17 protein-coding genes are annotated in these 22,067 nt (G+C 49.7%); 14 read left to right on the forward strand and 3 right to left on the reverse strand.

Annotated elements, in window-relative coordinates:
* Positions 1-103 precede the first annotated feature (103 nt).
* The 10 genes from MJZ26_05780 (at position 104) to MJZ26_05825 (ending at position 10,987) form a co-directional block, all read left to right on the forward strand.
* Complete coding sequence (locus tag MJZ26_05780) at positions 104-535, forward strand: hypothetical protein (protein MCQ2105283.1); 432 nt, start codon at positions 104-106, stop codon at positions 533-535.
* A 68-nt stretch (positions 536-603) separates the two neighbouring features.
* Positions 604-1,272, forward strand: coding sequence for a (d)CMP kinase (cmk, locus tag MJZ26_05785; protein ID MCQ2105284.1), 669 nt, complete (start codon positions 604-606; stop codon positions 1,270-1,272).
* Between the two features lie 37 nt (positions 1,273-1,309).
* On the forward strand, positions 1,310-3,058 hold the full coding sequence (rpsA, locus tag MJZ26_05790) for a 30S ribosomal protein S1 (GenBank protein MCQ2105285.1): 1,749 nt from the start codon (positions 1,310-1,312) through the stop codon (positions 3,056-3,058).
* A 209-nt stretch (positions 3,059-3,267) separates the two neighbouring features.
* Positions 3,268-4,329 carry an acyltransferase family protein gene (locus MJZ26_05795; protein MCQ2105286.1) on the forward strand — a complete coding sequence of 354 codons (1,062 nt, stop codon included), beginning with the start codon at positions 3,268-3,270 and terminating at the stop codon, positions 4,327-4,329.
* A gap of 19 nt (positions 4,330-4,348) precedes the next feature.
* Positions 4,349-5,632 carry a bifunctional phosphopantothenoylcysteine decarboxylase/phosphopantothenate--cysteine ligase CoaBC gene (gene coaBC / locus MJZ26_05800; protein ID MCQ2105287.1) on the forward strand — a complete coding sequence of 428 codons (1,284 nt, stop codon included), beginning with the start codon at positions 4,349-4,351 and terminating at the stop codon, positions 5,630-5,632.
* Positions 5,633-5,641: 9 nt separating this feature from the next.
* A complete protein-coding gene (locus MJZ26_05805) occupies positions 5,642-6,571 on the forward strand; it encodes a hypothetical protein (protein MCQ2105288.1) in 930 nt (309 codons plus the stop codon).
* Positions 6,572-6,654: 83 nt separating this feature from the next.
* On the forward strand, positions 6,655-8,067 hold the full coding sequence (gene dnaB, locus MJZ26_05810; GenBank protein ID MCQ2105289.1) for a replicative DNA helicase: 1,413 nt from the start codon (positions 6,655-6,657) through the stop codon (positions 8,065-8,067).
* Between the two features lie 13 nt (positions 8,068-8,080).
* Positions 8,081-8,863 (forward strand): ABC transporter permease, encoded by a 783-nt coding sequence (locus MJZ26_05815; protein MCQ2105290.1) that lies wholly within the window; start codon positions 8,081-8,083, stop codon positions 8,861-8,863.
* A 7-nt stretch (positions 8,864-8,870) separates the two neighbouring features.
* The gene (locus MJZ26_05820; GenBank protein MCQ2105291.1) at positions 8,871-9,665 is read left to right on the forward strand and encodes an ABC transporter ATP-binding protein; all 795 of its coding nucleotides are present in this window, start codon (positions 8,871-8,873) and stop codon (positions 9,663-9,665) included.
* 65 nt (positions 9,666-9,730) lie between these two features.
* Complete coding sequence (locus MJZ26_05825) at positions 9,731-10,987, forward strand: hypothetical protein (GenBank protein ID MCQ2105292.1); 1,257 nt, start codon at positions 9,731-9,733, stop codon at positions 10,985-10,987.
* 106 nt (positions 10,988-11,093) lie between these two features.
* Here MJZ26_05825 and MJZ26_05830 read toward each other — a convergent pair whose 3' ends face one another.
* The 3 genes from MJZ26_05830 to pelA all read right to left on the reverse strand — a co-directional run bounded on the left by MJZ26_05830 (position 11,094) and on the right by pelA (position 16,186).
* Positions 11,094-11,960 carry a hypothetical protein gene (locus MJZ26_05830; protein ID MCQ2105293.1) on the reverse strand — a complete coding sequence of 289 codons (867 nt, stop codon included), beginning with the start codon at positions 11,958-11,960 and terminating at the stop codon, positions 11,094-11,096.
* A gap of 147 nt (positions 11,961-12,107) precedes the next feature.
* Entirely contained in the window at positions 12,108-14,255 is a 2,148-nt protein-coding gene (locus MJZ26_05835) for a pectinesterase family protein (GenBank protein MCQ2105294.1), read from the reverse strand.
* Between the two features lie 11 nt (positions 14,256-14,266).
* Positions 14,267-16,186 carry a pectate lyase gene (gene pelA / locus MJZ26_05840; protein MCQ2105295.1) on the reverse strand — a complete coding sequence of 640 codons (1,920 nt, stop codon included), beginning with the start codon at positions 16,184-16,186 and terminating at the stop codon, positions 14,267-14,269.
* Between the two features lie 335 nt (positions 16,187-16,521).
* On the opposite strand from pelA, the gene MJZ26_05845 reads away from it, so the two are divergent.
* The 4 genes from MJZ26_05845 to MJZ26_05860 all read left to right on the forward strand — a co-directional run bounded on the left by MJZ26_05845 (position 16,522) and on the right by MJZ26_05860 (position 22,066).
* Positions 16,522-18,714 carry an NADP-dependent isocitrate dehydrogenase gene (locus MJZ26_05845; GenBank protein ID MCQ2105296.1) on the forward strand — a complete coding sequence of 731 codons (2,193 nt, stop codon included), beginning with the start codon at positions 16,522-16,524 and terminating at the stop codon, positions 18,712-18,714.
* Between the two features lie 1,104 nt (positions 18,715-19,818).
* On the forward strand, positions 19,819-20,310 hold the full coding sequence (locus MJZ26_05850) for a hypothetical protein (GenBank protein MCQ2105297.1): 492 nt from the start codon (positions 19,819-19,821) through the stop codon (positions 20,308-20,310).
* Positions 20,307-20,774, forward strand: a complete 468-nt coding sequence (locus MJZ26_05855; GenBank protein ID MCQ2105298.1) for a type II secretion system protein — start codon at positions 20,307-20,309, stop codon at positions 20,772-20,774. Before MJZ26_05850 ends, MJZ26_05855 begins: the two co-directional genes overlap by 4 nt.
* Positions 20,771-22,066 (forward strand): prepilin-type N-terminal cleavage/methylation domain-containing protein, encoded by a 1,296-nt coding sequence (locus MJZ26_05860; GenBank protein ID MCQ2105299.1) that lies wholly within the window; start codon positions 20,771-20,773, stop codon positions 22,064-22,066. Before MJZ26_05855 ends, MJZ26_05860 begins: the two co-directional genes overlap by 4 nt.
* Position 22,067: the final 1 nt, after the last annotated feature.

Raw genomic sequence — 22,067 nt, forward strand, 5'->3', positions numbered from 1 at the left:
TTTAAGAAGCGGGTCCTTGACCCGCTTTTTTTGTTGCCATGGGGTCGGGTTGACCGGCTATCTTGAATAGCGAAGAAGCATTTTTCTATTTTAGCGTTTATAGATGAACTCTCGAATCCTTGACATTGCTGTGCTCCTTGGGAGTCTGCTTCTGTGCGCTTGCGGCGACATGGGGCCAAACCCTGCCGCCGATGGTGCTCGTTTTAGCAGGTCTTTTCGTTACTATTACGTAGAGGAGTGCCGCTACGATCGTTTTGGAACCTATGACTGCAGTCGGGCTGCCGCGGTCAGTCCGTCCTATTATGCCAGTCTGCGAATCGATTCCGATGGCATGGCGACCCTTCGTCTGGATGGCTCCAGCTACTACTACTTCGAGTCCGAGTACGACGAGGGGCGTGACGATTATGGTGGAGGCTTCTACCAGTTCTACGAGAACGATGGGGAAGTCACTTTGTACAAGGACGGGTCCGAATTGATTTTCTGGAACACTTGGGACAATACGGCCACGGTTTACTCATACGACCTTCCGTATTAATTTCACCCTTCATTTTTCATCCTTCACACTTCACCCTTCATTCGTAATTACTACATTTGTCCCCACTTATGAGTAATTCTGAAAATTTTGTGATCGCCCTGGACGGCGGTAGCGGCACCGGTAAGAGCACCACGGCAAAGATTATTGCCAAGAAACTGGGCATTACCTACCTGGATACAGGTTCTATGTACCGCGCAGTGACCTTTGCGGCTCTCGAAAAGGGAATCCCTGCAGAAGAAGGTCCTGCCATGGACGAATTGCTCAAGAATCTAAAGCTTAGCTTTGACTCTGAAAACCACATTCTCATCGACGGCGTTTCCTACGAATCCGACATTCGCGGTATGCGCGTTTCTTCTAACGTGAGCATCTACTGCGCCCTGCCGTCTGTCCGTAAGGCCATGACCGAGAAACAGCGCGAAATCGGTGCTGTTTCCAGTTGCATTCTGGATGGCCGTGACATCGGTACCGTGGTTTTCCCCAACGCCAAGTACAAGTTTTTCCTCGTTACGGACGTGAAGGTCCGCGCCGAACGTCGCCTCAAGGAACTCCTTGAACGTGGCGAAAAGGTTACCTACGAGGAGGTTCTGGAGAACCTGACCGAACGTGACCGTCTGGACTCCTCCAGAGCTACGGCCCCTCTCAAGAAGGCCGATGATGCTATTGAAATTGACACTACACAAACCTCAATTGAACAACAGGTTCAGAAGATTCTCGACTACGTAGGTGTAGTGGCGTAGCTTGAATTTTTTGATCCACAACCAAAAACAAACTAATATGGCAAATAATCTCAAATTCGGTTCCCAGGCAGACCTCGACGAAATCCTCGCTGCAGAAGCAGAATGCGGCGCAGACTTCCGCAAGGCTAACGCTGACGTATATGCTGGCATGGACTGCCTCGAACAGGGCAAGCTGGTTGTCGGTAAGATCAGCCAGGTCAACGAACAGGAAGTTCTCGTTGACGTTAACTACAAGTCCGAAGGCGTGATCGATCGCGCAGAATTCAAGGACTCTGATTCCCTGGACCTCGGTTCCGAAATCGAAGTTTTTGTTGAAAAGCTGGAAGATGAAGACGGCCGTCTCATCCTCAGCAAGCAGAAGGCTGACTTCGTTCGCGTATGGGATCGCATCCATGCTGCATTCGAAAACAACGAAGTTGTCCGCGGTACCCTCACCAAGCGCATCAAGGGCGGCGTAGTTGTCGACCTCTTCGGTATCGATGCCTTCTTGCCGGGTTCCCAGATCGACCTCCGTCAGATCCCGGACATCAACGCCCTCATCGGTCAGGACTTTGACCTCAAGGTTATCAAGGTTAACAAGGCTCGTCGTAACATCGTCGTTTCTCGCCGTGTTGTTCTCGAAGAAGAACGCAACAAGCAGCGTGGCGACGTTCTCGAAACCCTCGAAAAGAACCAGGTTCGCAAGGGTATCGTCAAGAACATCACCGACTTCGGTGCATTCATTGACCTCGGCGGCGTAGATGGCCTCCTCCACATCACCGACATGAGCTACAAGCGCATCAACCACCCCACCGAAATGGTCCAGCTCGGCCAGGAAGTGGAAGTCATGGTGCTCGACTTCAACGACAAGAAGGAACGTATCTCTCTCGGCATGAAGCAGCTTAAGCCGCATCCCTGGAAGGATATCGCTGAACGTTATCCGGAAGGCGCAATCGTTAAGGGTAAGGTTGTTTCCATCACTGATTACGGTGCATTCATCGAACTGGATTCCGGCGTTGAAGGCCTCATCCACGTTTCCGAAATGTCCTGGACTCAGCACGTTAAGCATCCGTCCAAGATCCTCACCGTTGGTCAGGAAGTTGAAGCTGTCGTTCTCAAGGTCGAAGAAGAAGCTGAACGCATCTCTCTCGGCATGAAGCAGCTCGAATCTGATCCGTGGGATTCCATCGAAACCGAACTTCCCCCGGGCGCACGCGTTGTTGGTGAAATCCGCAACATTGCTTCCTTCGGCGCATTCGTCGAAATCAAGGAAGGTGTTGATGGCCTCATCCACGTTTCCGACATGTCCTGGACCAAGAAGATCACCCATCCGAACGAAATGGTCAAGAAGGGTGACAAGGTTGAATGCGTCGTTCTCGCTGTCGATAAGGAAAAGCGTCGCATTTCCCTCTCCATGAAGCACCTCTCCGAAGATCCGTGGGATTCCATCGATTCCACCTACCCGGTTGATGCTGAAGTGAAGGGCCAGATCGTTCGTATGCTCGACCGCGGCGTTGTCGTCGAACTCGGTGAAGGCATCGAAGGTTTCATCCCCGTTTCCAAGCTCACTGCTGAATACATCAAGGTTCCTGCCGATGCATTCAAGGTTGGTGACGAAGTTCCGGCCGTTGTTACCGAAATCGATCAGAACAACCGTAAGATCTACCTCTCTGTGGTTGACTACTTCAAGAACCGTGAATCCGCTGAGCTGAAGGCTTGGATGGACTCTCACAAGCCGGGCGAAAACGGCACCACCATTGGTGACGCAGCTCCCAAGGCTAAGAAGGCCAAGAAGGAAGAAGCATAGTCGTTCGTAAGGCGAACGTCGCACCCAAGCTAGCTTGGGTATGACCGAGCCGAAGAATGACGCACGACGAAGTCGTGCCATTGTAGTGAGCTATGAGGTGTGAGCCGTGAGCGGCTGGCTAAAACTGACTGCTCATGGCTGATTACTCAATGCTAAAAAAGGAATCCCGTGGTTAACGCCACGGGGTTTCTTTTTTTATTTTTCCACATATGGAAAAGAGAATCAAGGAACTGGATGTACTCCGTGTTGTGGCCATGCTGTTTGTGGTGACATACCACTTTGGCTGTGATTATGGTGCCAGGGAAATTCCTTTTTTCAATCTGTTCTGTACAACCCCCAATTATGACTTTGGAAATATTGCGGTAACAATCTTCCTTGTTCTTTCTGGTGGGTTGCTTTATAAGAAGTACGGGAAATTTTTTGATGGAACAGGCTCTGTATCCTTGAAGGTTTTTTACTTGAAACGGGCCAGGTCCATTTATCCGCCTTTCTGGATTTTCAATCTCTACATTGTCCTTAGCATGGCCCGCCATTTCGTTTCGGATGGTTCGCCTTTCTATGCGGGAAATCCTGCGAAGCTATTGCTTACGGTGTTCGGCTTTGATGGAATCGCCCAGCGCCTGGGTTACGAAACCTACTTCTTCTGTGGCGAGTGGTTTGTTGGCGCCATTGTTGTTCTTTACCTGCTGTTTCCGCTGTTGGCAAGAATTTACCAAAAGGCTCCCGTGGTCTTGATGCTTGCGTTGGTTGTTCTGTATGGCCTTCAGTTCCTCCTGCTTGGCGAAAGCCTTTCTCTGATTTGTATTTCTCCCGTTACCTGGGTGTTCAAGTTCTGTCTTGGCTTTGTCATCTTTGATCGTCTTGACGCTCTTAGAAATTGGCGCTTGGCGCTCGGTGCCCTGGCGTTGCTGCTGGCGCTGACCTTCGTTGACGTCCCCGGAATCCTGAATGAAGATTGCCTAGGGACGGTGGCGGCACTGGCCTGGTTTGTGGTGGTGTTTTACTGTTCTCCTTGGCTGTTGAAGTTCTCTGCAGTGGAATGGGTTGTGGCAAAGTTGGCTGTTCTTTCCTATTGCGTCTTCCTGGTTCAGCATGTGGTTATTTCCTGGAGCCAGATTGGATTTGTTAAGATTTTTGAAAAGATGCAGTGGCACTATTCCTCCTTGGTTACGCTTGTTCTCCTGATTGTTACCGTGGGAGTCATTGTTGCTGTTTCCTGGATTCTGAATATGCTGTCCAGTAAGGTGATTGGATTACTTGACCGCAAGTAGTTTTTCTATCTTGGATAATATGAACCTGAAAGGCAAAAAGATTCTCCTTGGTGTGTCTGGCGGTATTGCCGCCTACAAGTCCTGCGAACTTTTGCGATTGCTGCAAAAGAAGGGCGCCGAGGTTCGTGTTTGCATGACCGAGGCCGCTACCCAGTTTGTGGCGCCTCTGACTTTTGCTTCCTTGAGCAAGTGCCCGGTGTACCTGAAGAACGGTGCTCCCGAGGCTAGACCCTTTCAGCATATCGATTTTCCCCGATGGGCCGATTTGTACCTGGTGGTGCCTGCCACAGCCAATGTGATAGGCAAGTTCGCCTTCGGAATCGCCGACGATCCGGTAAGTCTTTGCTTTATGAGCTGCGATTGCCCGCGCTTTGTGGCGCCTGCCATGAATGTGGCCATGTATAATTCTCCTGCGGTAAAGCGTAATCTTGAAATGCTCCGCGGTTTTGAAATGACCCATGTGCTGGAATCTCCTGCGGGTTTCTTGGCTTGTGGCGAAGTGGGGCAGGGAAGGCTTTTGGAACCTGCGCAGATTGTTGAATATCTTGAAGAGTGTAAAGCGGAAAGCTTAAAGGTTAAAGGTTCCCGAGTTGAATCGCATTCTTTGCCCGAGGATACAATCGAAAAGAACGGTCGCCGCGTCCTCATCACTGCAGGCCGTACTGAAGAGGCTATCGATCCGGTCCGCTATATTTCCAACTGCAGCAGCGGAAAGACCGCTGTAGCCCTGTCTGCGGTATTCCTTGCCAACGGTTACGACGTAGAAGTTGTGGCTGGCCCTATGGAGGCCAAGTTCCCCGGTGGAGTCAAGGTGACGAAGGTGCGCAGCGCTTGCCAGATGCACGATGCCGTTTTGGAACGTCAGCCCGATGTCGATGTCCTTGTGCACTGTGCTGCGGTCGCTGATTACCGCCCGGCAAATCCTGCCGGCGAAAAAATCAAGGACAGCCGCAGTCAACTGACAATCGAGCTTGTGCCCAATCCAAACATCTTGAGGGATTGTTCCGCAGCTCGACGCATGGCCCGAGAAAATCAAGACGTAAATCAGCAGGCTCGCCTGGCGAACCAGATCATTATTGGGTTTGCCTTGGAAACAGACCATTTCGAAGAACATGCTGCAGAAAAGTTCCAGAAGTCCGGCGCCGACGCCCTTCTGTTGAATGCTCCCGTGGCAAGTGACAGCGGTTTTGGCTTTGACAATGTCCGTTACACCTTGGTAGAACACGGTAAGCCCATCGCCCCTATGGAGATGGGCAGCAAGATTTCTCTGGCAGAAACCATCGTTCGCTTTTGCTCTAAGTAGAGGTTCCTGATGTCCGACGAATACAACTTTAGTGAACTTCGAAACTATCTGGAAGGCCAGATTGACTTGGGCGATGCCGAACTGTATCTTGATGAGCCCTGGTCTCCTCCGGTAAAGCGTGCTGCGGCTCCTGCAGCCATGTCCGCCCCCGCGATTCCTCGTCCGGCACCTCGTGTTATTCCGCCCCGTCCGGCGGCCAGTTCTTCCGTGGGCGCCTCCTTGAATCCGCCTCCTCCTATGCCGGCGCCGTCTGCGGCTCCGCAGTCTGCAAATCCGCAGGATATTGTTTTCGAGGATCTGTTCGGTTCTCCGTCTGCACCGCCAACTATGTCGGCTCCTGCAGCAGAGCCTTCTCAGGTCCTGCAGCCTATGGCAAGGGCTGTAAGCAATGCTGCCTACATGTCTGCCGATTCTCTGGATGTCTTCTTTGACACCGTCAAGTCTGAAACAATCTATGCTAAGGAAGCCTCCCTGGCGAAGTACCTCGGTCCAGCCAAGCCCCGTCTCTTGCTGCTTTTGCCTGCAGTAAAGCCGGGCGAAAATCCCGAAGCATTCTTTAGCAGTCCTGTTGGCGAAATGCTTGTTCGTTTGTTTGCAAACCTGGGCTATACTCAGGACCAAATGGGCGTTACCTATTTCTTCAAGTCCACGGATCGTCCGATAGCTCCGTTGATGGCTACTGCCCTCAAGAAGATGCTGACCAAGGAACTTTCTTTGATTTCTCCCGAAGTCATGGTGACCTTTGGCGTACCGCTGTTCCAGAATCTCTTTGGCAGGGCGAAGAATTTTGACGATCTTGCCGGTACGGATTTGGAAGTGGGCGGCATCAAGACCTGCTCTCTCATAGATCCCTACGCCATGGTCAATGACAAACAGATGAAGTGGCTTACCTGGAAGGTGCACATTCCTCGTAGCACTTATTTTACGGTCAAACAGTAAAAACGCCCTAGAATAGCGAATATGGGAGACCCTGTGAAAACGGGGTCTTTTTCATAAATTATATTTCCCTCGGATATTTATATATGGCAGATTTCGATAATCAGAATACGTATGAAGGTCGTCAGGTCCCTATGGACCTTGATGCCGAGCGTTGCTTGCTTGGCAGCATTTTGCGAGATCCTGAGGTCATGGGCGAAGCCATCATGGTCATCAAGGATGAATCCTTCTTCTATTTGGAGAAACACCAGCTGGTGTGGACCGCCCTTTGTAACCTAAATAGGTCGGTAACTCCCATTGACTTGGTAACCCTTGCCTCCGAACTGGAGTCCATGGGCAAGTTGACCCTGGTGGGAGGACGAGAATACTTGTTCGAGTTGATGGAATCCGTGGCGTCGTCTGCGAATACCAGTTGGCATATCGAGCTACTTCGCAAAAAGGCATCGCTTCGAAAGCTGATCAAGATGTCTTCGTCCATCATCAAGAATGCGATGGATTCTGCTGCGGCTCCCGACGAAGTCCTGCAAGATGCAGAAAGGGATATTTTCGCCATTGCCGATGACCAGGTTCGCGACTCCCTCAAGCCAATCAACCAGTTTGTGAATCCCTTGTTGGAGCGTTTGAATAACCGCAAGGATGGCATTACCGGTATCCGTACCGGCATTACGGAATTGGATGAACTGACCAACGGCTTGCAAAAGTCCGACCTGATTATTTTGGCTGCTCGTCCTGGTGTGGGTAAGACTTCTTTCGCCTTGACCATTGCTGCCAATGCGGCTATCAACTTTAACCAGAATGTGGCCTTCTTTAGCTTGGAAATGGATGGTGTCCAGTTGGCTCAGCGTCTGCTGAGTTCCCAGGCCCAGATCGACCAGAGTAGGCTTCGCAATGGTCGCCTGAATTCCGAGGAAAAGAAACGAATCATTGCTGCCGTAACCCCCATTAGCCAGGCTCCGTTATACGTAGATGACAATGCCGACCTTGGCATTATGGAACTGATGAGCAAGGCTCGCCAGCTTAAGCGTAAGGGAAAGCTGGACCTTTTGATTATTGACTACCTGCAGTTGATGAAAACCGGTAAGGAAGAAAACCGAGCCGTGGCCATCGGTGCGATTTCCCGTGGTCTTAAGATTCTGGCCAAGGAAATGCAGATTCCTGTTATTGCCCTGGCTCAGCTTTCCCGTAAGGTGGAAGAAAAGGGCCGTGAGCGCCCGCAGCTTTCCGACCTTCGTGAATCTGGTTCTATCGAACAGGACGCCGACATGGTGTGGTTTGTAGAACGTAAGTTCGTGCAGACCCACAGGGATGAAGACCGTAACTCTGCTGAACTGATTGTTGCAAAGCATCGTAATGGTTCTGTGAAGGACATTTCCATGACCTTCATTCCGGAATACACAACCTTCTATGACGCAGCACCGGAGGGTGAGGGTGGGGAAGGTGAAGCCTATGCCTACGACGGTGGTGCTGATATGGGCCCCGCGGATTTTGCAGACTTTTAAGGAGTTTTAAGTTATGTCTTTCTTCTTACGCCCATTTGCTTGGATCGGTGAAATCATTGTCACCGGTATTTCCAACATTGGCGAAGTGGTTTGCATTTTGCTGAGCACCCTTAAGCAGCTGCGCTATATCCACAAGAATCCGGACCTTATTGTTAAGCAGATGATTTCTATCGGCGTGTCATCTCTGCCCCTGCTCTTTGTGACATCCATTTTTACCGGCATGGTGGCTACGGTTTGCGCCGAGTTCGAATTCCATAACCTGGTTGCAGACAAGTTTGTTGGTACCGCTGCATGTAAGATGGTGCTGATTGAACTTGGCCCCCTGCTTACGGCTATCGTGCTGTCCGGTCGAGTTGGCAGTGCCATTGCAGCAGAACTTGGGTCCATGAAGGAAAAGGAAGAGCTGGCCGCCTATACGGTGTTGGGCCTGGAACCCTATCGTTATCTAGCGTTGCCCCGCTTTGTCGCCTTCATTACCATGATTCCTTGCTTGACCATTATTTCCAATGCCCTGGCTATTATCGGGGGCTGGATCGTCTGCGTTCTTGGCCTGGACATTACGACGTATACCTATGTAACTGGCATGCAGTACCTGTTTGATCCCATGGATCTTTGGTCTGGCGTGCTCAAGTCCTTTGTTTTTGGTACATTGATTTTCTTGTTGGGATATTACCATGGCATTAATGCAAAGGCTGGCGCTAAGGGCGTTGGTGTTGCTACCATGAGCGTGGTGGTTTCCAGTTGCTTGATGATTTTGATTTCTGACTTTGTGGTAGACGCAGTTCTATTCTTCTAGGTAAGCTATGCCAAACGTAAAGATCGACCCGAATGATATTGCCATCCGCCTCAAGGGGCTTAAGAAGTCCTTTGGTCCCCAGAACGTCCTTTGCGATGTGAATCTGGATATCCGCCGTGGCGAAACCATGGTGATTATCGGTAAGTCCGGTGGCGGCAAGTCCGTTATTCTTAAGCACATGATTGGGCTTTTGCAGCCGGATGGTGGTGAAGTGACTGTGGACGGCGTTACCATCAGTACCCCGAAGTTTTTCGACACCCATACCATCCGTCGTAAAATGGGTATGCTGTTCCAGATGGGCGCCCTGTTCGACTCAATGAACACTGGCGAGAACATTGCCTTTGCCCTGCGTGAACATCATCCCGAAATGTCCGAAAAGGCAATCCAGGATGTAGTGACGGAAAAGCTCCAGATGATTAACCTGGTTCCGGAGTTCAGAACCAAGATGCCCTCTGAGTTGTCCGGCGGTATGCGTAAGCGCGTTGCTCTTGCTCGAGCCATTGCCTTGAATCCCGAAATTTTGCTCTACGACGAACCTACAACTGGTCTTGACCCCATTACCAGCGACGTGATTAACGATTTGATTCTGGATATGCAGAGTAAGCTTGGGGTAACCTCCGTAGTGGTGACCCATGACATGGTAAGTGCTTTCAAGGTGGCCGACCGTATAGCTATGCTTTACAACGGACGTATCATTGAAGTGGGTACGGTAGACGAAATTAAGAACACTAGTAACCCATATGTGCACCAGTTTATCACCGGACAGCGTAAGATTTCGGTGGATGAGGGGCATCAGGACTAGTAAAAAGGAAAAAAAAGCAACTTTTTTGAAGAGAATAAGTTAAATTAACCCAAAGAGGTTTTTTTATGAACAAGAAAATTTTAGCTGGACTTTCTGGTATTGTCGTGGCAGGCGCCTTCTGGGCCTGTGGTAGCGGCGAAATCAATGAGCCGACTTTTGACGATACTGTTATTATGAATCTTTATCCGAAGGATGATGCTGAAGCAGCAAGTTCCTTCATGAAAGAAGCCTTTGCTTCTGCACGCGAGGCATGCAAGATTGATGTTGACCCCGCTGGTTGCGAAGCTCGCATTAACGCTGCCGACCCCGATAAGAGTGGTGATGTCGTCAGCTCTTCTTCCGTTACTGAAGAACCGGGTCCGGGTAACCAGGGCCAGACTCCGGTAGTTCCGGTGTCTTCTTCCTCCATTGTTATCAACAACAACGTGTCTTCTTCTTCTGTAGGCCCGATTATTGTTGATCCGACTTCCAGTGGCTCCGAAGGCACTCCGTCACAGACTGTTACTGGTCTGGGCTCTTGTGCTCCTGCAACCGCTACCATTGAAAAGGGTGGTTCTACCGGTTGGGCTTTCAAGCTGAATGCCACTAATCCGGCAGGCGTGTCTGTTACCCAGTTGATGAAGGGTAACTTTACATGGGAATTCGAAGGCGCTTCTACTCCTAGCGAAGCTGCTACTGGTAAGCTTAACTCTACTCCGGTTTCCTACGCAAACTCTGGTTCTTACGGCGCCAAGGTGACTGTGGCTGTCGGTACCAGTGTCGAAACCATTACTTGCACTCCGCTGCAGGTGAACGGCGACCCGATTACCGGTTGTGAATGCGCTCCTGCTGCACCAACTCATGATTTTACTTCAGAGCCCAGTGCTGTGTGGACAGTAACAGGTTGTAAAACAGCCTCCGAACCGCTGACATATAACTGGGATGGTACTGCAGGAGAAGCTTCTTTCTCGAAGACTTTTACTGCAGCAACTCCGGCATATGCTCCCAAGTTGAAGGTGGGTAATAGCGATAACACTGTTATTGACGTGACTTGTGCACCTGTGAAGGTTACTGAAGGTGCTGAATATGAAATCAAGGCAAGTCAGGATAAGGTTGTGTTTGAGGCTGCTGGCACGTATGCAGTGGTTGTATCTGGTGGAAGCAGCTTGACTGCATGTCGTATTTCGTGCAACGCAAACGGCCCTCTGACTGCTACTGCTAAGGGTAAGACCTTTACTGGTAGTTATTACTTGAATTTCGAAGGCATCGACGTTAGTTGGTGTAATACGACCCTTGATCTTGAACTTTCTGCCGCCGCTACCTGCGAAGCTAGCTGGAACTAGTTCATAGTCATTGCGAATAAGATTCAAAAAGACCGGCTCGAAGGAGTCGGTCTTTTTTGTTCTAAAGTCAAGAGAATCGTTAGAAATATTCTCTAAAGAAAATCGCTTAGTTGTTCCTGTTGGTGAACTTGGCTATTTCCTGTCCGATTTCCTGGGCGAGGTGGGGATCTTCGTTGTAAAGGGCGTTGATCTTTTTGCAGCCAAGTTCCAGGAGTTTGCGGGCATCTGCAGAATCCCTTTTTTCGCGGAGCTCCTGCAGGGAAAGGTCGATAAGCTTAACGTCTTCCTGGGCGGGGTAGCCCTTCATGAAGTCGTAGAATCGCTTGATTTGAACCTTGTATTCGGCGTTGGACTCCAAGGCCAGAAGGAAGGGGATCACTCTAGTGTTAAGCAGGTTTCCGAGATCGCCCATGAAGGTGTTCAAGGTCAATCCTTCGGGGAATAGCTCGCTGTCGTTCTGCAAGTCATCGTTGTCTACGAAATCGCCGGCCTCGAACTGGGAAAGCATTTCGTTGAGAACGTCCATTTCCTTGCGCTTGGACTGTTCGCGGTACATGGCCTGGTAATAGATGGGCAAAGTCGTTAGGCAGTAGTGAGCCTGGTTTGCCCCAATGAACTCGCCAATGTAGTAGATGTCGGCGTCCTCGTTCAGGATGTCTTCTTCGTTAGTGAAGTTTCCGATTCTTGCTGGAATGGGAATGACTTCCATGTTGGACAGTTCATGAAGGCGTTCGCGCATGGCGTCCACATCCAGATTCTCGGGAAGTTCAACACCATCTTCCTGCATGGTTTCTAGCAGGTTGTTCAACTTGTCGTCGACGGCGTCGTTCATGGCCTTGCGGCTAGGCACCTTAGGTGAAAAACTGCGGAAGTCGCCTTCCAGGGTCAGGAGACCGTTCTTGATCATGTCTTCAAAGGGGGTGATACTGCTATCTCCCTCGGGGGCGGGTAAAATCCTAGCGTAGGCAATCATGCGCCCGCACAGATTGTTGTCGTCACCTTTCTTTTGGACAATTCCTAACATACGAAACGAAATATACAAAAAGTCGCAGGATATTTATCCCGCGACCTTGAAAAGATGTTGACGCTTAGGAAACGTTATAGCGAATGTAACCTTGGATTACTTGATCCTTACGACACTTTGCTTCTTGTATCCCGGGGCAGAAACTTTCATTAGGTAGATTCCAGCGGGAAGCTTGCCTTGCGTAGTAGACATCAGCTTGCCCTGCAGGTTAAAGAATTGCACGTTCATGCCGGTAGAGGTTGCAAGTTTCTTTTGGGCTAGAATAGTTGTCACGCTGTCGCCTGGATTTTCAGGATCTGTAATGATGGGCTCGTCTGAAGTATCTCCGGGATTCTCGATTTTTTCCACATTCAGGGGGGTGAGCTTGATCTGGTCCAGGTTGGGACCGTCGTTACCGCCTACGGTGGCGAACTGGATGTAGCTCTTGCCGCGGGGGAGCGTGATTGTTGCTTCCATTGACGGATAGGTGGTCCAGGCGCCTGTCTTGTCGAAGGATTTTTCCGTTGCGTCGCCGGCTCCTTCGCCGGCTTCGTTACCGAGGCACTTGAACGCTAGGGATCTTGCTGCGGAGCTGCCGTTGGCGTAGAACATTTCCATGGTGTACTCGCCGGCGGCGTCAACGTATACCGGGATGTTGACGAAGGAGGCTGCGCCAGCGCCGAAGTTGACGTAGCCGGATCCTGCAAAGCCTGCGTTGGAACTTTCGTAGACGGCGTTTTCAATGGCGCCGTCTTCTGCCTGGAATACGCCTGTGCCTGCTCCTGTGAAGTTGGCGGTAAGTTCGATGTCGCCTGTTGCCTTGATTTCTGCAGTAGCGTTAGAAGCGTCTATGGCTGAGGCGCTGGCGCCTGTCCAACCCGAGAATTTCCAGCCGTCGTTAGCCTTGGCTGTAAAGGAGACTGTCTTGCCTTCGGCCACCTTGTTGCCGCTCAAGCTGGTTACGATGGAACCGCCCATAGCGTTATTGATTTTCACGTTGTAGTATGTAACGTTGCTTTCTACGACGGCAATTTCATTGGAAGTGGCGCCTAGGCCACCCATGGAATTGGCGGCACGTACGGTAACTTTGGAACCGGGGGCGAGATTACCCACATCAATGCTGTTCTGGATAACGTTGGCGTGGTATTTGCCGTTTACAAAAACAACCCAGTTCAATGCGTTTTCATCGTCTGCCCAGACAATGTCTGCTCCATCCTGAGAAATTTTGGGCGCGCCCATCTGAACTGTTAGTTTGTTCGGTTCCCACTTGTCGGAACCGCCAAGAACGTTGGCTAAGGTATACTTGCTGGCATCACTTGCGTTCCATACCGTCTTTAGGGACTTCGCCGTGGAGGCATCCTTGCCTCCATCAAAAGAGGTCTTACGCCTACTGACGTCAATTGCGCCGCCATTGCCATTTTTACTGTTGTATTCACCGAAAACATCCGGGCCGGAATTCATATCCGGGCCCCAGCCTTCTGCCTTGGGCTGGGCGTACATGGTGGTGTTCAGGAATACGGTTTTTGCGTGCCCCCAGGAACGCCCTAAATAGAATGTTCCGTTGTAGCTCCCGTTAGAAACGTTGATCTTTGAATTGTTAAAGACGTAGCCCCAGCTAGTAGAAGTCTTGGCTGCGGTAATGTAGCCTCCATTACGGGTCATGACCAGGTTGGTGCCTTCAAACCATACGTCGCCATCGCCACAGATAAAGTCCACGGTTCCCTGAATTTCGCCGCCTTCCCAGTAAACGCGGCCTGTTCCGTTGGTGTAGTATGTGTCCTGCCCGCTGAGCAAACGCACGTTCTTAAAGATGTACTTGTCTCCCTTATGCTGGATGGTCACCTGGCGAGCCGCAGAAGACGTGGCGTAGGAACTCTTGTTCTGAATGGTCAGATCCTGCATGTACATCCCGTTGTTGTTAGGGAAGTACAGCGTTGCCGTAAGGCTGATGCCTTCGGTATCCGTCTTGTTGGCAATGATGGCCTTATCGCGGGTCTGTCCAATCAGGGAAACGAAGGAGGTGGAAAAAGTGCTCTTGCCGTGGGTGTCTCCGGTAAGTTTCGTAATGTCGTATTCTCCATCAGGGAAGAACATGACAAAGCGGTTGTTTTCCGTAGGCTTTGCCGCGGCGGCGGCAGCGACTGCCGCCTTGAAGTCACCATCAACGCCAACTACAAAGTCAAACTTTTTCTTGGTAATGCCAAAGGCGTCTGTAACAAAACCTGCAGCAAGAAAGGCGGAAATCAGTAAACGAGTCTTGTTCATTTTCGTCACCCCTATTTGGAAATTCTAGCTGAAGTTCTTGCAAGAATTCTGTTTCCCTGTCTTACTGTAATCAAGTAACGTCCTGCATTCAGTTGATTCAGGTTGACAGAGGTTTCCCTTGAAAGGAAGTTCTTGATCATGTTGCCCTGGATGTCGTGGATGACAATCTGGAAATCTCCACCTGGAATTGATCCTAGGAATAAGGTGTTTCCGATGACGGAAATTTTCATGGTTTGGGAAACTGCTACAGAAATAGCGGTAGGATCACTGGACTCAGAAGATTCTATGGAAGAATTTGAACTAGAGGGTTCGTCAACCTTGCTTGAACTACTTTCGGATTCCTGAGGCAAGTCAATTTTACCAGCTTTCAATGAAGAACTCATCCAGCCGATAGCATCGATATTTGCCATGCCGTCCTTGGTGAGGCTGGTGAAGGTCAGTTCGCTGTAACCCTTGGGAAGTTCCACTTCAACCGCTGCGGTTTTCCAGGTGGTCCAGCCACCAGTGGCGTCCATGCTGGCAGATTCCACCAGAACTTTTTCGCCAGCAGAAATGCTGAAACCTCGTGCAGCGCTGCCGCCGTTGGCGTAGCGAACGTAAAGGGTGTACTTGCCAGCTTCTGTGGCAGTAACGCCATAAGTTACGTAGCTTCCCACGGCGTTATCGACGTTGGCGTATCCGTCGCCGATAAATCCGGTGTTTGTCGTTTCAGCCTTTATGCCTTTGATGTCCACGGAATTTGCACCGTCAATGACGAAGGAACAGCTATCGCTTCCGCACATGGCTACAGGAGGCGGCGGGGGAGGAGGCGGAACGTAATCATCGTCTAGTTTTTCGATGGCGGCCAGGTAGGCTGCTTCTGTGTTAATCAGAGCAGTACCGTATTCGCCAGCCCACTGGTAACCGGTGCGACGTTCCTCGGAAATCTTGGTAAAGTCCTGTGTCTTGGTGCTGGCTCCATCGCGGTCGCAGAAGAAGTAGTTGTCGTTGTTCACTTCGTAAAAACGATACCACAGAACGCTACCATCTCTCTTGTCGAATGTTCCTGCGCTCTTGTTAAAGTAAAGTCCGGTAACCTTGGTTTTCTTGTACCAGTTGATGGCACTCTTGACTGCCAGCTGAATTTCGGGAGTCTGATTAGGCCAGTTCATCAGGAACCAGACGACGCCTGCGGATTCGCTGCCGGACTTGCTTTCCAGTTCGTAGGCGCGTGCCGGGCGGGGTGCGTAATTGGCGGTGTCGTGCTGGGCGCACCATACGGTGGGAACGCCGTTGTTCACGATCTGAGCCTTCAGCAGATAATTGATGGCCTTGTCCATGGCACCGCTCATTTTGGCGCGGGTGGCGTCGTCGATAATGTCGCTATCGAAGGGTGACGTCTTGTTGGCGATATCCATCATGGTCACCATGGCGCGAATCATGGCGTTGTCGTTCAGCGTAATATGATCGCTGTAGTTACCTCGCTTAGGCCAAACCTGGGGCAGGCCACCCGTGGAACGCTGCATGGTCAAAAGGAAATTTACAGCCTTGTTGAAGCTATTCTTGAATGCTGTTTTATAGGTGCTGTTGGTCGTTTCCTTGTAGCGCACTGCCAACAGTCGCATTTCCTGCACGGTGGCATCATTATCGATGGTGGCCAAGTCGCCGCCGCTGGCAGAACGCCATTCGGACTTGTTGCCACTAGTATAAGGATTCACATACTTGCTGGCCATAGCCTTATAAAAACCGCCATTGCTGATCTGCCAGGTGGTCATGTTGTAGGCGTACTGGTCCAAATCCATGGAGCCTGCGGCTTTCGTTAGTTCAGAATAACCGCGGTAACTATTGATTTTTGAAACCGCAGTGGATGGCGGCTCGTAAGTAGCGCCAAACGCAGTCGTTGCGGAAACTGTAGCGAGACTTGCTAATGCCAGCAACTTGTTCATCTTCATAACATACATCCTTTTTTCACCATACACCATTATAAACTCTTCCAAATTATAATCTATGCAAAAAAGTCTAAAAGGGCGCTTTCACTCCAAGGAAAAGTTGTCTATAGACAACAGTCTCCCCAATCTAAATCTAAACTGTAAAATCCCCATTTTTTCAATAAAAACAGCATTTCCCCTTGTCAATTTATCCATATGTAGCGAAAAATGTAAAAAGTGTTTCAAATTATGTAGGTTGAAGAAAATCGTAATAACGAGAATGTCATTTTTATTATAGGAATTGAGATTGGCTCGCTTTTTGCTAACTTTGGATAGTGAAATTTTAACATAGGTGCTTTATGAATCCGAAGATCTACTACACCATTACCGACGAGGCCCCGTTCCTCGCAACCCAATCCCTTCTTCCCATTGTCAAGGCTTTCGCAAAGACTGCCGACATCGATGTGGATACCAAGAATATCTCCCTGGCAGGCCGAATTCTCGCTGTTTTTGGCATGGCTGAAGACGATCTTGGTTTCTTGGGCAAGCTGGCATTGGACGCAAGCGCCAATATCATCAAGCTTCCCAATATTTCGGCATCCCTCCCGCAGCTAAAGGCTGCCATTGCAGAACTCCAGAAGAACGGCTTCGATGTTCCGGAATATCCCGATGAACCTTCTACTGAAGAAGAAAAGGAAATTCGCGCCAAGTACGACAAGGTGAAGGGCTCTGCTGTGAACCCGGTGCTCCGTCAGGGTAACTCTGACCGTCGCGCTCCCAAGGCTGTTAAGAACTACGCCAAGAAGAATCCCCACAAGATGGGTGCCTGGTCTGCCGACAGCAAGACCCACGTTTCTTACATGACTGCGGATGACTTTTACGGAAATGAAAAGTCTATTACAATTTCTGAAGCAGACTCCTTCAAGATTGAATTTGTTGCTGCCGACGGTTCCGTCACTGAACTTCGTGCTGCAAAGCCCACTCTCGCTGGCGAAATCCTGGATGCAACCGTTATGCGTATGGCTGCTCTCGAAAAGTTCATCGCCGAACAGATGGCTGACGCCAAGGCAAAGGGCGTACTCTTCTCTGTGCACCTGAAGGCTACCATGATGAAGGTTTCCGACCCCGTCATGTTCGGTGCCTTTGTCCGCGTGTTCTTCAAGGATGTATTCACCAAGTATGCCGACCTGTTCAAGGAAATCGGCGTTAACGAAAATAACGGTCTGGGCGACCTGCTCAAGCGCCTGGAAGGCAACCCGAAGGGAGCTGAAGTCAAGGCTGCCATCGACGCTGCCCTGGCTAACGGCCCGGCTATCGCCATGGTGGATTCCGACAAGGGTATCACCAACCTGAACGTCCCCAGCGACGTGATTATCGACGCCTCCATGCCGGCCATGATCCGTAACTCCGGCTGCATGTGGAACAAGGAAGGCAAGCTCCAGGAAGTGAAGGCTTGCATTCCGGACCGCAGCTACGCTGGCATCTACGAAGCTACCATCGATTTCCATAAGAAGAACGGTGCGTTCGACCCCACCACCATGGGTTCTACCTCTAACGTTGGCCTTATGGCTCAGGGTGCTGAAGAATACGGCTCCCACGACAAGACCTTCATTGCAAAGGGCAAGGGCGTCATCCGTGCCGTGAACAGCAAGGGCGAAGTTCTTCTTTCCCAGGATGTTGAATCTGGCGACATCTTCCGTATGTGCCAGGCCAAGGACGCTCCCATCAAGGACTGGGTCAAGCTGGCTGTAAACCGCGCCCGCGTTTCTAACACTCCCGCTATTTTCTGGCTGGATCCTGAACGTGGTCATGACCGCGAAATCCAGAAGAAGGTGGAACTCTACCTGAAGGATCACGACCTCACCGGTCTCGACATCAAGATTATGGATCCCAAGTCCGCCATTACCGAATCCCTGACCCGCGCCAAGGCTGGCCTCGATACCATCAGCGTTACCGGTAACGTGATGCGTGACTATCTCACTGACTTGTTCCCGATCTTGGAAGTGGGTACTTCCGCCAAGATGTACTCCATCGTGCCTCTCATGGCAGGTGGCGGCATGTTCGAAACAGGTGCAGGTGGCTCCGCTCCCAAGCACGTTCAGCAGTTCCTCGCTGAAAACTACCTGCGCTGGGATTCCCTGGGCGAATACTTCGCTCTGGTGCCGTCCTTTGAACAGATTGCCTCTACTACCGGCAACAAGAAGGCCAAGGTTCTGGCAGATACATTGGACGAAGCCAACGGTCGCATTCTTGAAAACAACCGTACTCCGGCCCGCAAGATCGGCGACCTGGATAACCGCGGTTCCCATTTCTACCTGGCCATGTACTGGGCCGAAGCCCTTGCCGCACAGACTGCCGACACTGAACTGGCTGCAAAGTTCAAGCCCGTTGCCGCAGCTCTTGCCGCTGGTGAAAAGGAAATCGTCGGTGCCCTTACCGCTGCTCAGGGCCAGCCGGTAGACATCGGTGGTTACTACTTCCCCAAGGCAGATCTCCTCAAGAAGTGGATGCGCCCGGTGGATGCATTCAACAAGATCATTGACGCTATTTAAGTAGCGGTTGTTTCTGCGCTGCAGTTTTATCCGAACTTTGTTCGGAGAAACTCCGGTGAAAATCAAATCTTAAAAGGCCTTGCGGGTTACCTCGCGAGGTCTTTTTCTGAATCAAAGCGGTTCAGCTTACTTGATGTTCACCTTTGTTACGGAAGGTGCCATGTTGTTTCCTGCCACCTTGACGACGTAATTGCCGCGGGGGAGGGACTCTACAGAAATCTGGCTGTTTCCTGCGGAGGTTACTACGTGCTGCCCTACGCTATCGTTAACGGCAAGGTCATTACCTCTGACGCAAGCGATGAAAACCTCAGGTCCAAGAAGTATACCTTCGAAGACTAAGGTCTAGAAACTTCAAAGAAAAGGCGCTGTCTACGGGCCGCGCCTTTTCTGTATATCAGAAAACTACCGGCAACGCCGGTAGTTCCGTAAAAGCCTTCTGGCGGTCATGATAACTGTTTATTGAGGTTTGGACCGCCGCTTTTTTAGCGATTTGGCAAAGAGGCGGTCTAATATCCTTATAATTTAGATTTGGACCGCCATTTTGCCTTGATTAAGACCGTTTTTTTGGATTTCAGATAGCAAAACGAACCAAAAGACGGTCCAAGAGAATGCTTTTAATCAAATGGACCGCCACACTTCTGTGAAAATGGCGGTCTAAAAATGATATTTGATGTACTTGGACCGCCAAACTGAATATTATGCGCAAAATTATGCAGGTGACAGATTATTGTGCGTGCCCTTGCACACCGCTAGTATTGTAAGGCAACGCTCGTATATGAAGAACCACCGGTTTCGCTCTGTCTATCCAGATGGGAATCCGTTTTTAAAATTTGAAATAAACAAATGTGCAGTAGTTGATTGTGAAATGTAAACTGCCGTTTACGTTTTGACCCGTTTATATATATATTATAGAGTGAGGTATGGCTAAGACGGCATGCCGTTTTAGTTATATTGACAATGAATGTGAAGGCTTCCGATGTCGGAGGTCCCTTTGTTGCGTGGAGAGAAATCTTGAAAAGGCTGTACAAAAAAGGTTATACGCTTATTGAAGTCCTAGTGGTTGTGATCATCATAGGCGTTTTGTCGTCTATGGGGTATGCCGGCTTGAATCAAGCTGTAATCAACGCAAGAACTAAGGATGCCGCAAGAAACGTAGCTGCTTTCATAAATAGCATTGGAGCTTTGTCTACACAACAAAACAAGGCAATGTGCTTAAAGATTGTTGATGGAAAAACACTGGCTGCATACAAAGCCGATGATGCTGGTACAGGATGCGATGTGCAGGGTGGCGTTATAGACAAGATTACCTTAGAGGCTGCCTTGAAATTTGTTTCATCAGGAAAATCTCCCAATAATGCAGTTACCGTTCTTTCCTCGAATTCTGCAGAAGCTATTGTTAAGCATCGCATCGGTTATAGCCCCTTCCGTGGAGTGTGCTCGTCCTCTACGGAGTGCTCTGGAGAGGGATTCTATTTAATTCAGTACGGTTCGACAGACTTGTATGCGGCTGTTGCTAAATCTCCCTCTGAACGTGCTGTTGTTTCGTTTTGGGGCTTTGGTGCAGATGAAAGCAGCATTGGTTGGAGTGAACTATGAGCAAGCTGGTGTTTGGAAATAAACGTGGTATTGGGATTACAGAAATCCTGATTGCATCCCTTGTCCTGGGGTTCTTGCTTACTGCGCTTTTGCAGTTGCAGGAAAGCAATCGTCTTGCTCTGTTGCGAATTCGTTCTCGTGACGGAGCCGTTGATGTTGCAAGGGACGTGATGGATTCGCTTTCAGCAATTGGAATTAGCAGCCTAAGGGGTGTTGGTGACGACAACGAAATAAAGTTGCAGCGTTCAAGGTCATGGGAGGGTCAGCCAGGTTTGGTGCCCTACACAATAAAAGTGGATTATGATGTTACAGTCAAAGTGAGTGGAGACGATTTGTTCCACAGTACTGAGTCATCAAAATTTGAAACAATTGACAATGTATTTGCCAAGAAAATTGATGTCAACGTAGCCTGGCAATTTAAGGGAACTACCCAGTCCATAAATGTATCGGGGGTATTACGATGAGTAGTAAAACTTCAAAGAACGGTTTTACCCTGATAGAACTGTTGGTCTATATGGGCTTGATTGGCATTATTGTTGTAATTGCTGGCGAAGCTTTTTCTAACAGCACGAAATTCCGCATTCGTACCGAAGGTATGCTGAAAGGACACGCTGAGGCTCAGGATGTTGCTGGAATTCTTCGAGAGGACTTGAATCAGATGGGGGCAAAGACATCCTTTGAAACGGATGGGGCCGTCGTTCAGTCTGCCGCATACATTGACGCCGCTTCGGAAACGGATAAATCATCATTTTCCTTGAGTAAGGATCGTGATACGATTGTCTTCAACAAAATTGTCTATGATGAGTCTGGCAGTGCACAATATGTACAGCGAGTAAGTTGGATGTTTGTTCCAAACAAGGGGTTATATAGAGGTTGTAAGACTCTTTGGCCGTCTAGCGCGGATCCTGCAGAGTGCCATTCTAGCGATTCGGATCCGGTCTTGATGTCGAACAAGGTACGATCGTTTAAACTGTGGCCTGGAGTTCGTCTAGAAGATGGAGAATCTGGAAGAGAAGATGTGTTTGCTCTGGGGACTGGTTTTACCCTTGCGCCTCGTACGGTTAGTACTAGTTCAACTTACTATCTGATGCCCGTTCTAACTCCGAATGCGGAGGAGACATCTGTTGATGTAAGAGGGTTACAGACTAACGATGGCAATAGTGGGACAAGAATTGCTTCTCAACTTTATTTGCTTGAAGGCGGTAGTCCAACGTTGAGCACTGATGCATGGAATAGCTGTAAGACATTTACTTTTGACGCGTTCTCTACGTATGCCGTTTCCATGAATATTTCCTCTAGTTGCAGAACGAGTTCCCCAAATTACATGTGTGATTTCCAAGCAGGAGTAGATCATATTGGCATTGGATTTAGAACTCCAGAAGGAACTTTGATTCCTGGCATTAATGATTTTATGACTTATCCTACGCAGTCTATTTCGGGAGCTGAAGCGGCTCGATATGCTGAGTTTAGTGTGCCCACAAGAGTGGATAACGCCTGCCTTGCCATAACAATTGCGTTGTACTCACCAGAGGTCTACAAAGGAAACTTTTCTATTTCAAATATAACGATATTTAAACGAAATGCTTCCGAGTATGTATTCAACCAGAGTGTAGGGACTGCGGCTTATGGAGCTTCGTCTTCAGAAAACAAAAACGAAGTGAAGGCATTTAAACTAGTAATGGATGTGTCTGTGAATAAAGAAGTTTCTCATGTTGAAAATATCATTCTGACACCAAACAACGGAACGGAAGGTTAGT

Source organism: Fibrobacter sp., assembly GCA_024398965.1.
In the GTDB taxonomy this organism is placed as follows: domain Bacteria; phylum Fibrobacterota; class Fibrobacteria; order Fibrobacterales; family Fibrobacteraceae; genus Fibrobacter.

Coding starts and splice junctions, on each gene's coding strand:
- MJZ26_05855 (MCQ2105298.1), top strand. CDS start 20,307: ATGAGCAAGCTGGTGTTTGGAAATAAACGTGGTATTGGGATTACAGAA.
- MJZ26_05860 (MCQ2105299.1), top strand. CDS start 20,771: ATGAGTAGTAAAACTTCAAAGAACGGTTTTACCCTGATAGAACTGTTG.
- rpsA (MCQ2105285.1), top strand. CDS start 1,310: ATGGCAAATAATCTCAAATTCGGTTCCCAGGCAGACCTCGACGAAATC.
- MJZ26_05845 (MCQ2105296.1), top strand. CDS start 16,522: ATGAATCCGAAGATCTACTACACCATTACCGACGAGGCCCCGTTCCTC.
- MJZ26_05795 (MCQ2105286.1), top strand. CDS start 3,268: ATGGAAAAGAGAATCAAGGAACTGGATGTACTCCGTGTTGTGGCCATG.
- pelA (MCQ2105295.1), bottom strand. CDS start 16,186: ATGAAGATGAACAAGTTGCTGGCATTAGCAAGTCTCGCTACAGTTTCC.
- MJZ26_05780 (MCQ2105283.1), top strand. CDS start 104: ATGAACTCTCGAATCCTTGACATTGCTGTGCTCCTTGGGAGTCTGCTT.
- MJZ26_05825 (MCQ2105292.1), top strand. CDS start 9,731: ATGAACAAGAAAATTTTAGCTGGACTTTCTGGTATTGTCGTGGCAGGC.
- MJZ26_05820 (MCQ2105291.1), top strand. CDS start 8,871: ATGCCAAACGTAAAGATCGACCCGAATGATATTGCCATCCGCCTCAAG.
- MJZ26_05830 (MCQ2105293.1), bottom strand. CDS start 11,960: ATGATTGCCTACGCTAGGATTTTACCCGCCCCCGAGGGAGATAGCAGT.
- MJZ26_05815 (MCQ2105290.1), top strand. CDS start 8,081: ATGTCTTTCTTCTTACGCCCATTTGCTTGGATCGGTGAAATCATTGTC.
- MJZ26_05835 (MCQ2105294.1), bottom strand. CDS start 14,255: ATGAACAAGACTCGTTTACTGATTTCCGCCTTTCTTGCTGCAGGTTTT.
- cmk (MCQ2105284.1), top strand. CDS start 604: ATGAGTAATTCTGAAAATTTTGTGATCGCCCTGGACGGCGGTAGCGGC.
- dnaB (MCQ2105289.1), top strand. CDS start 6,655: ATGGCAGATTTCGATAATCAGAATACGTATGAAGGTCGTCAGGTCCCT.
- coaBC (MCQ2105287.1), top strand. CDS start 4,349: ATGAACCTGAAAGGCAAAAAGATTCTCCTTGGTGTGTCTGGCGGTATT.
- MJZ26_05805 (MCQ2105288.1), top strand. CDS start 5,642: ATGTCCGACGAATACAACTTTAGTGAACTTCGAAACTATCTGGAAGGC.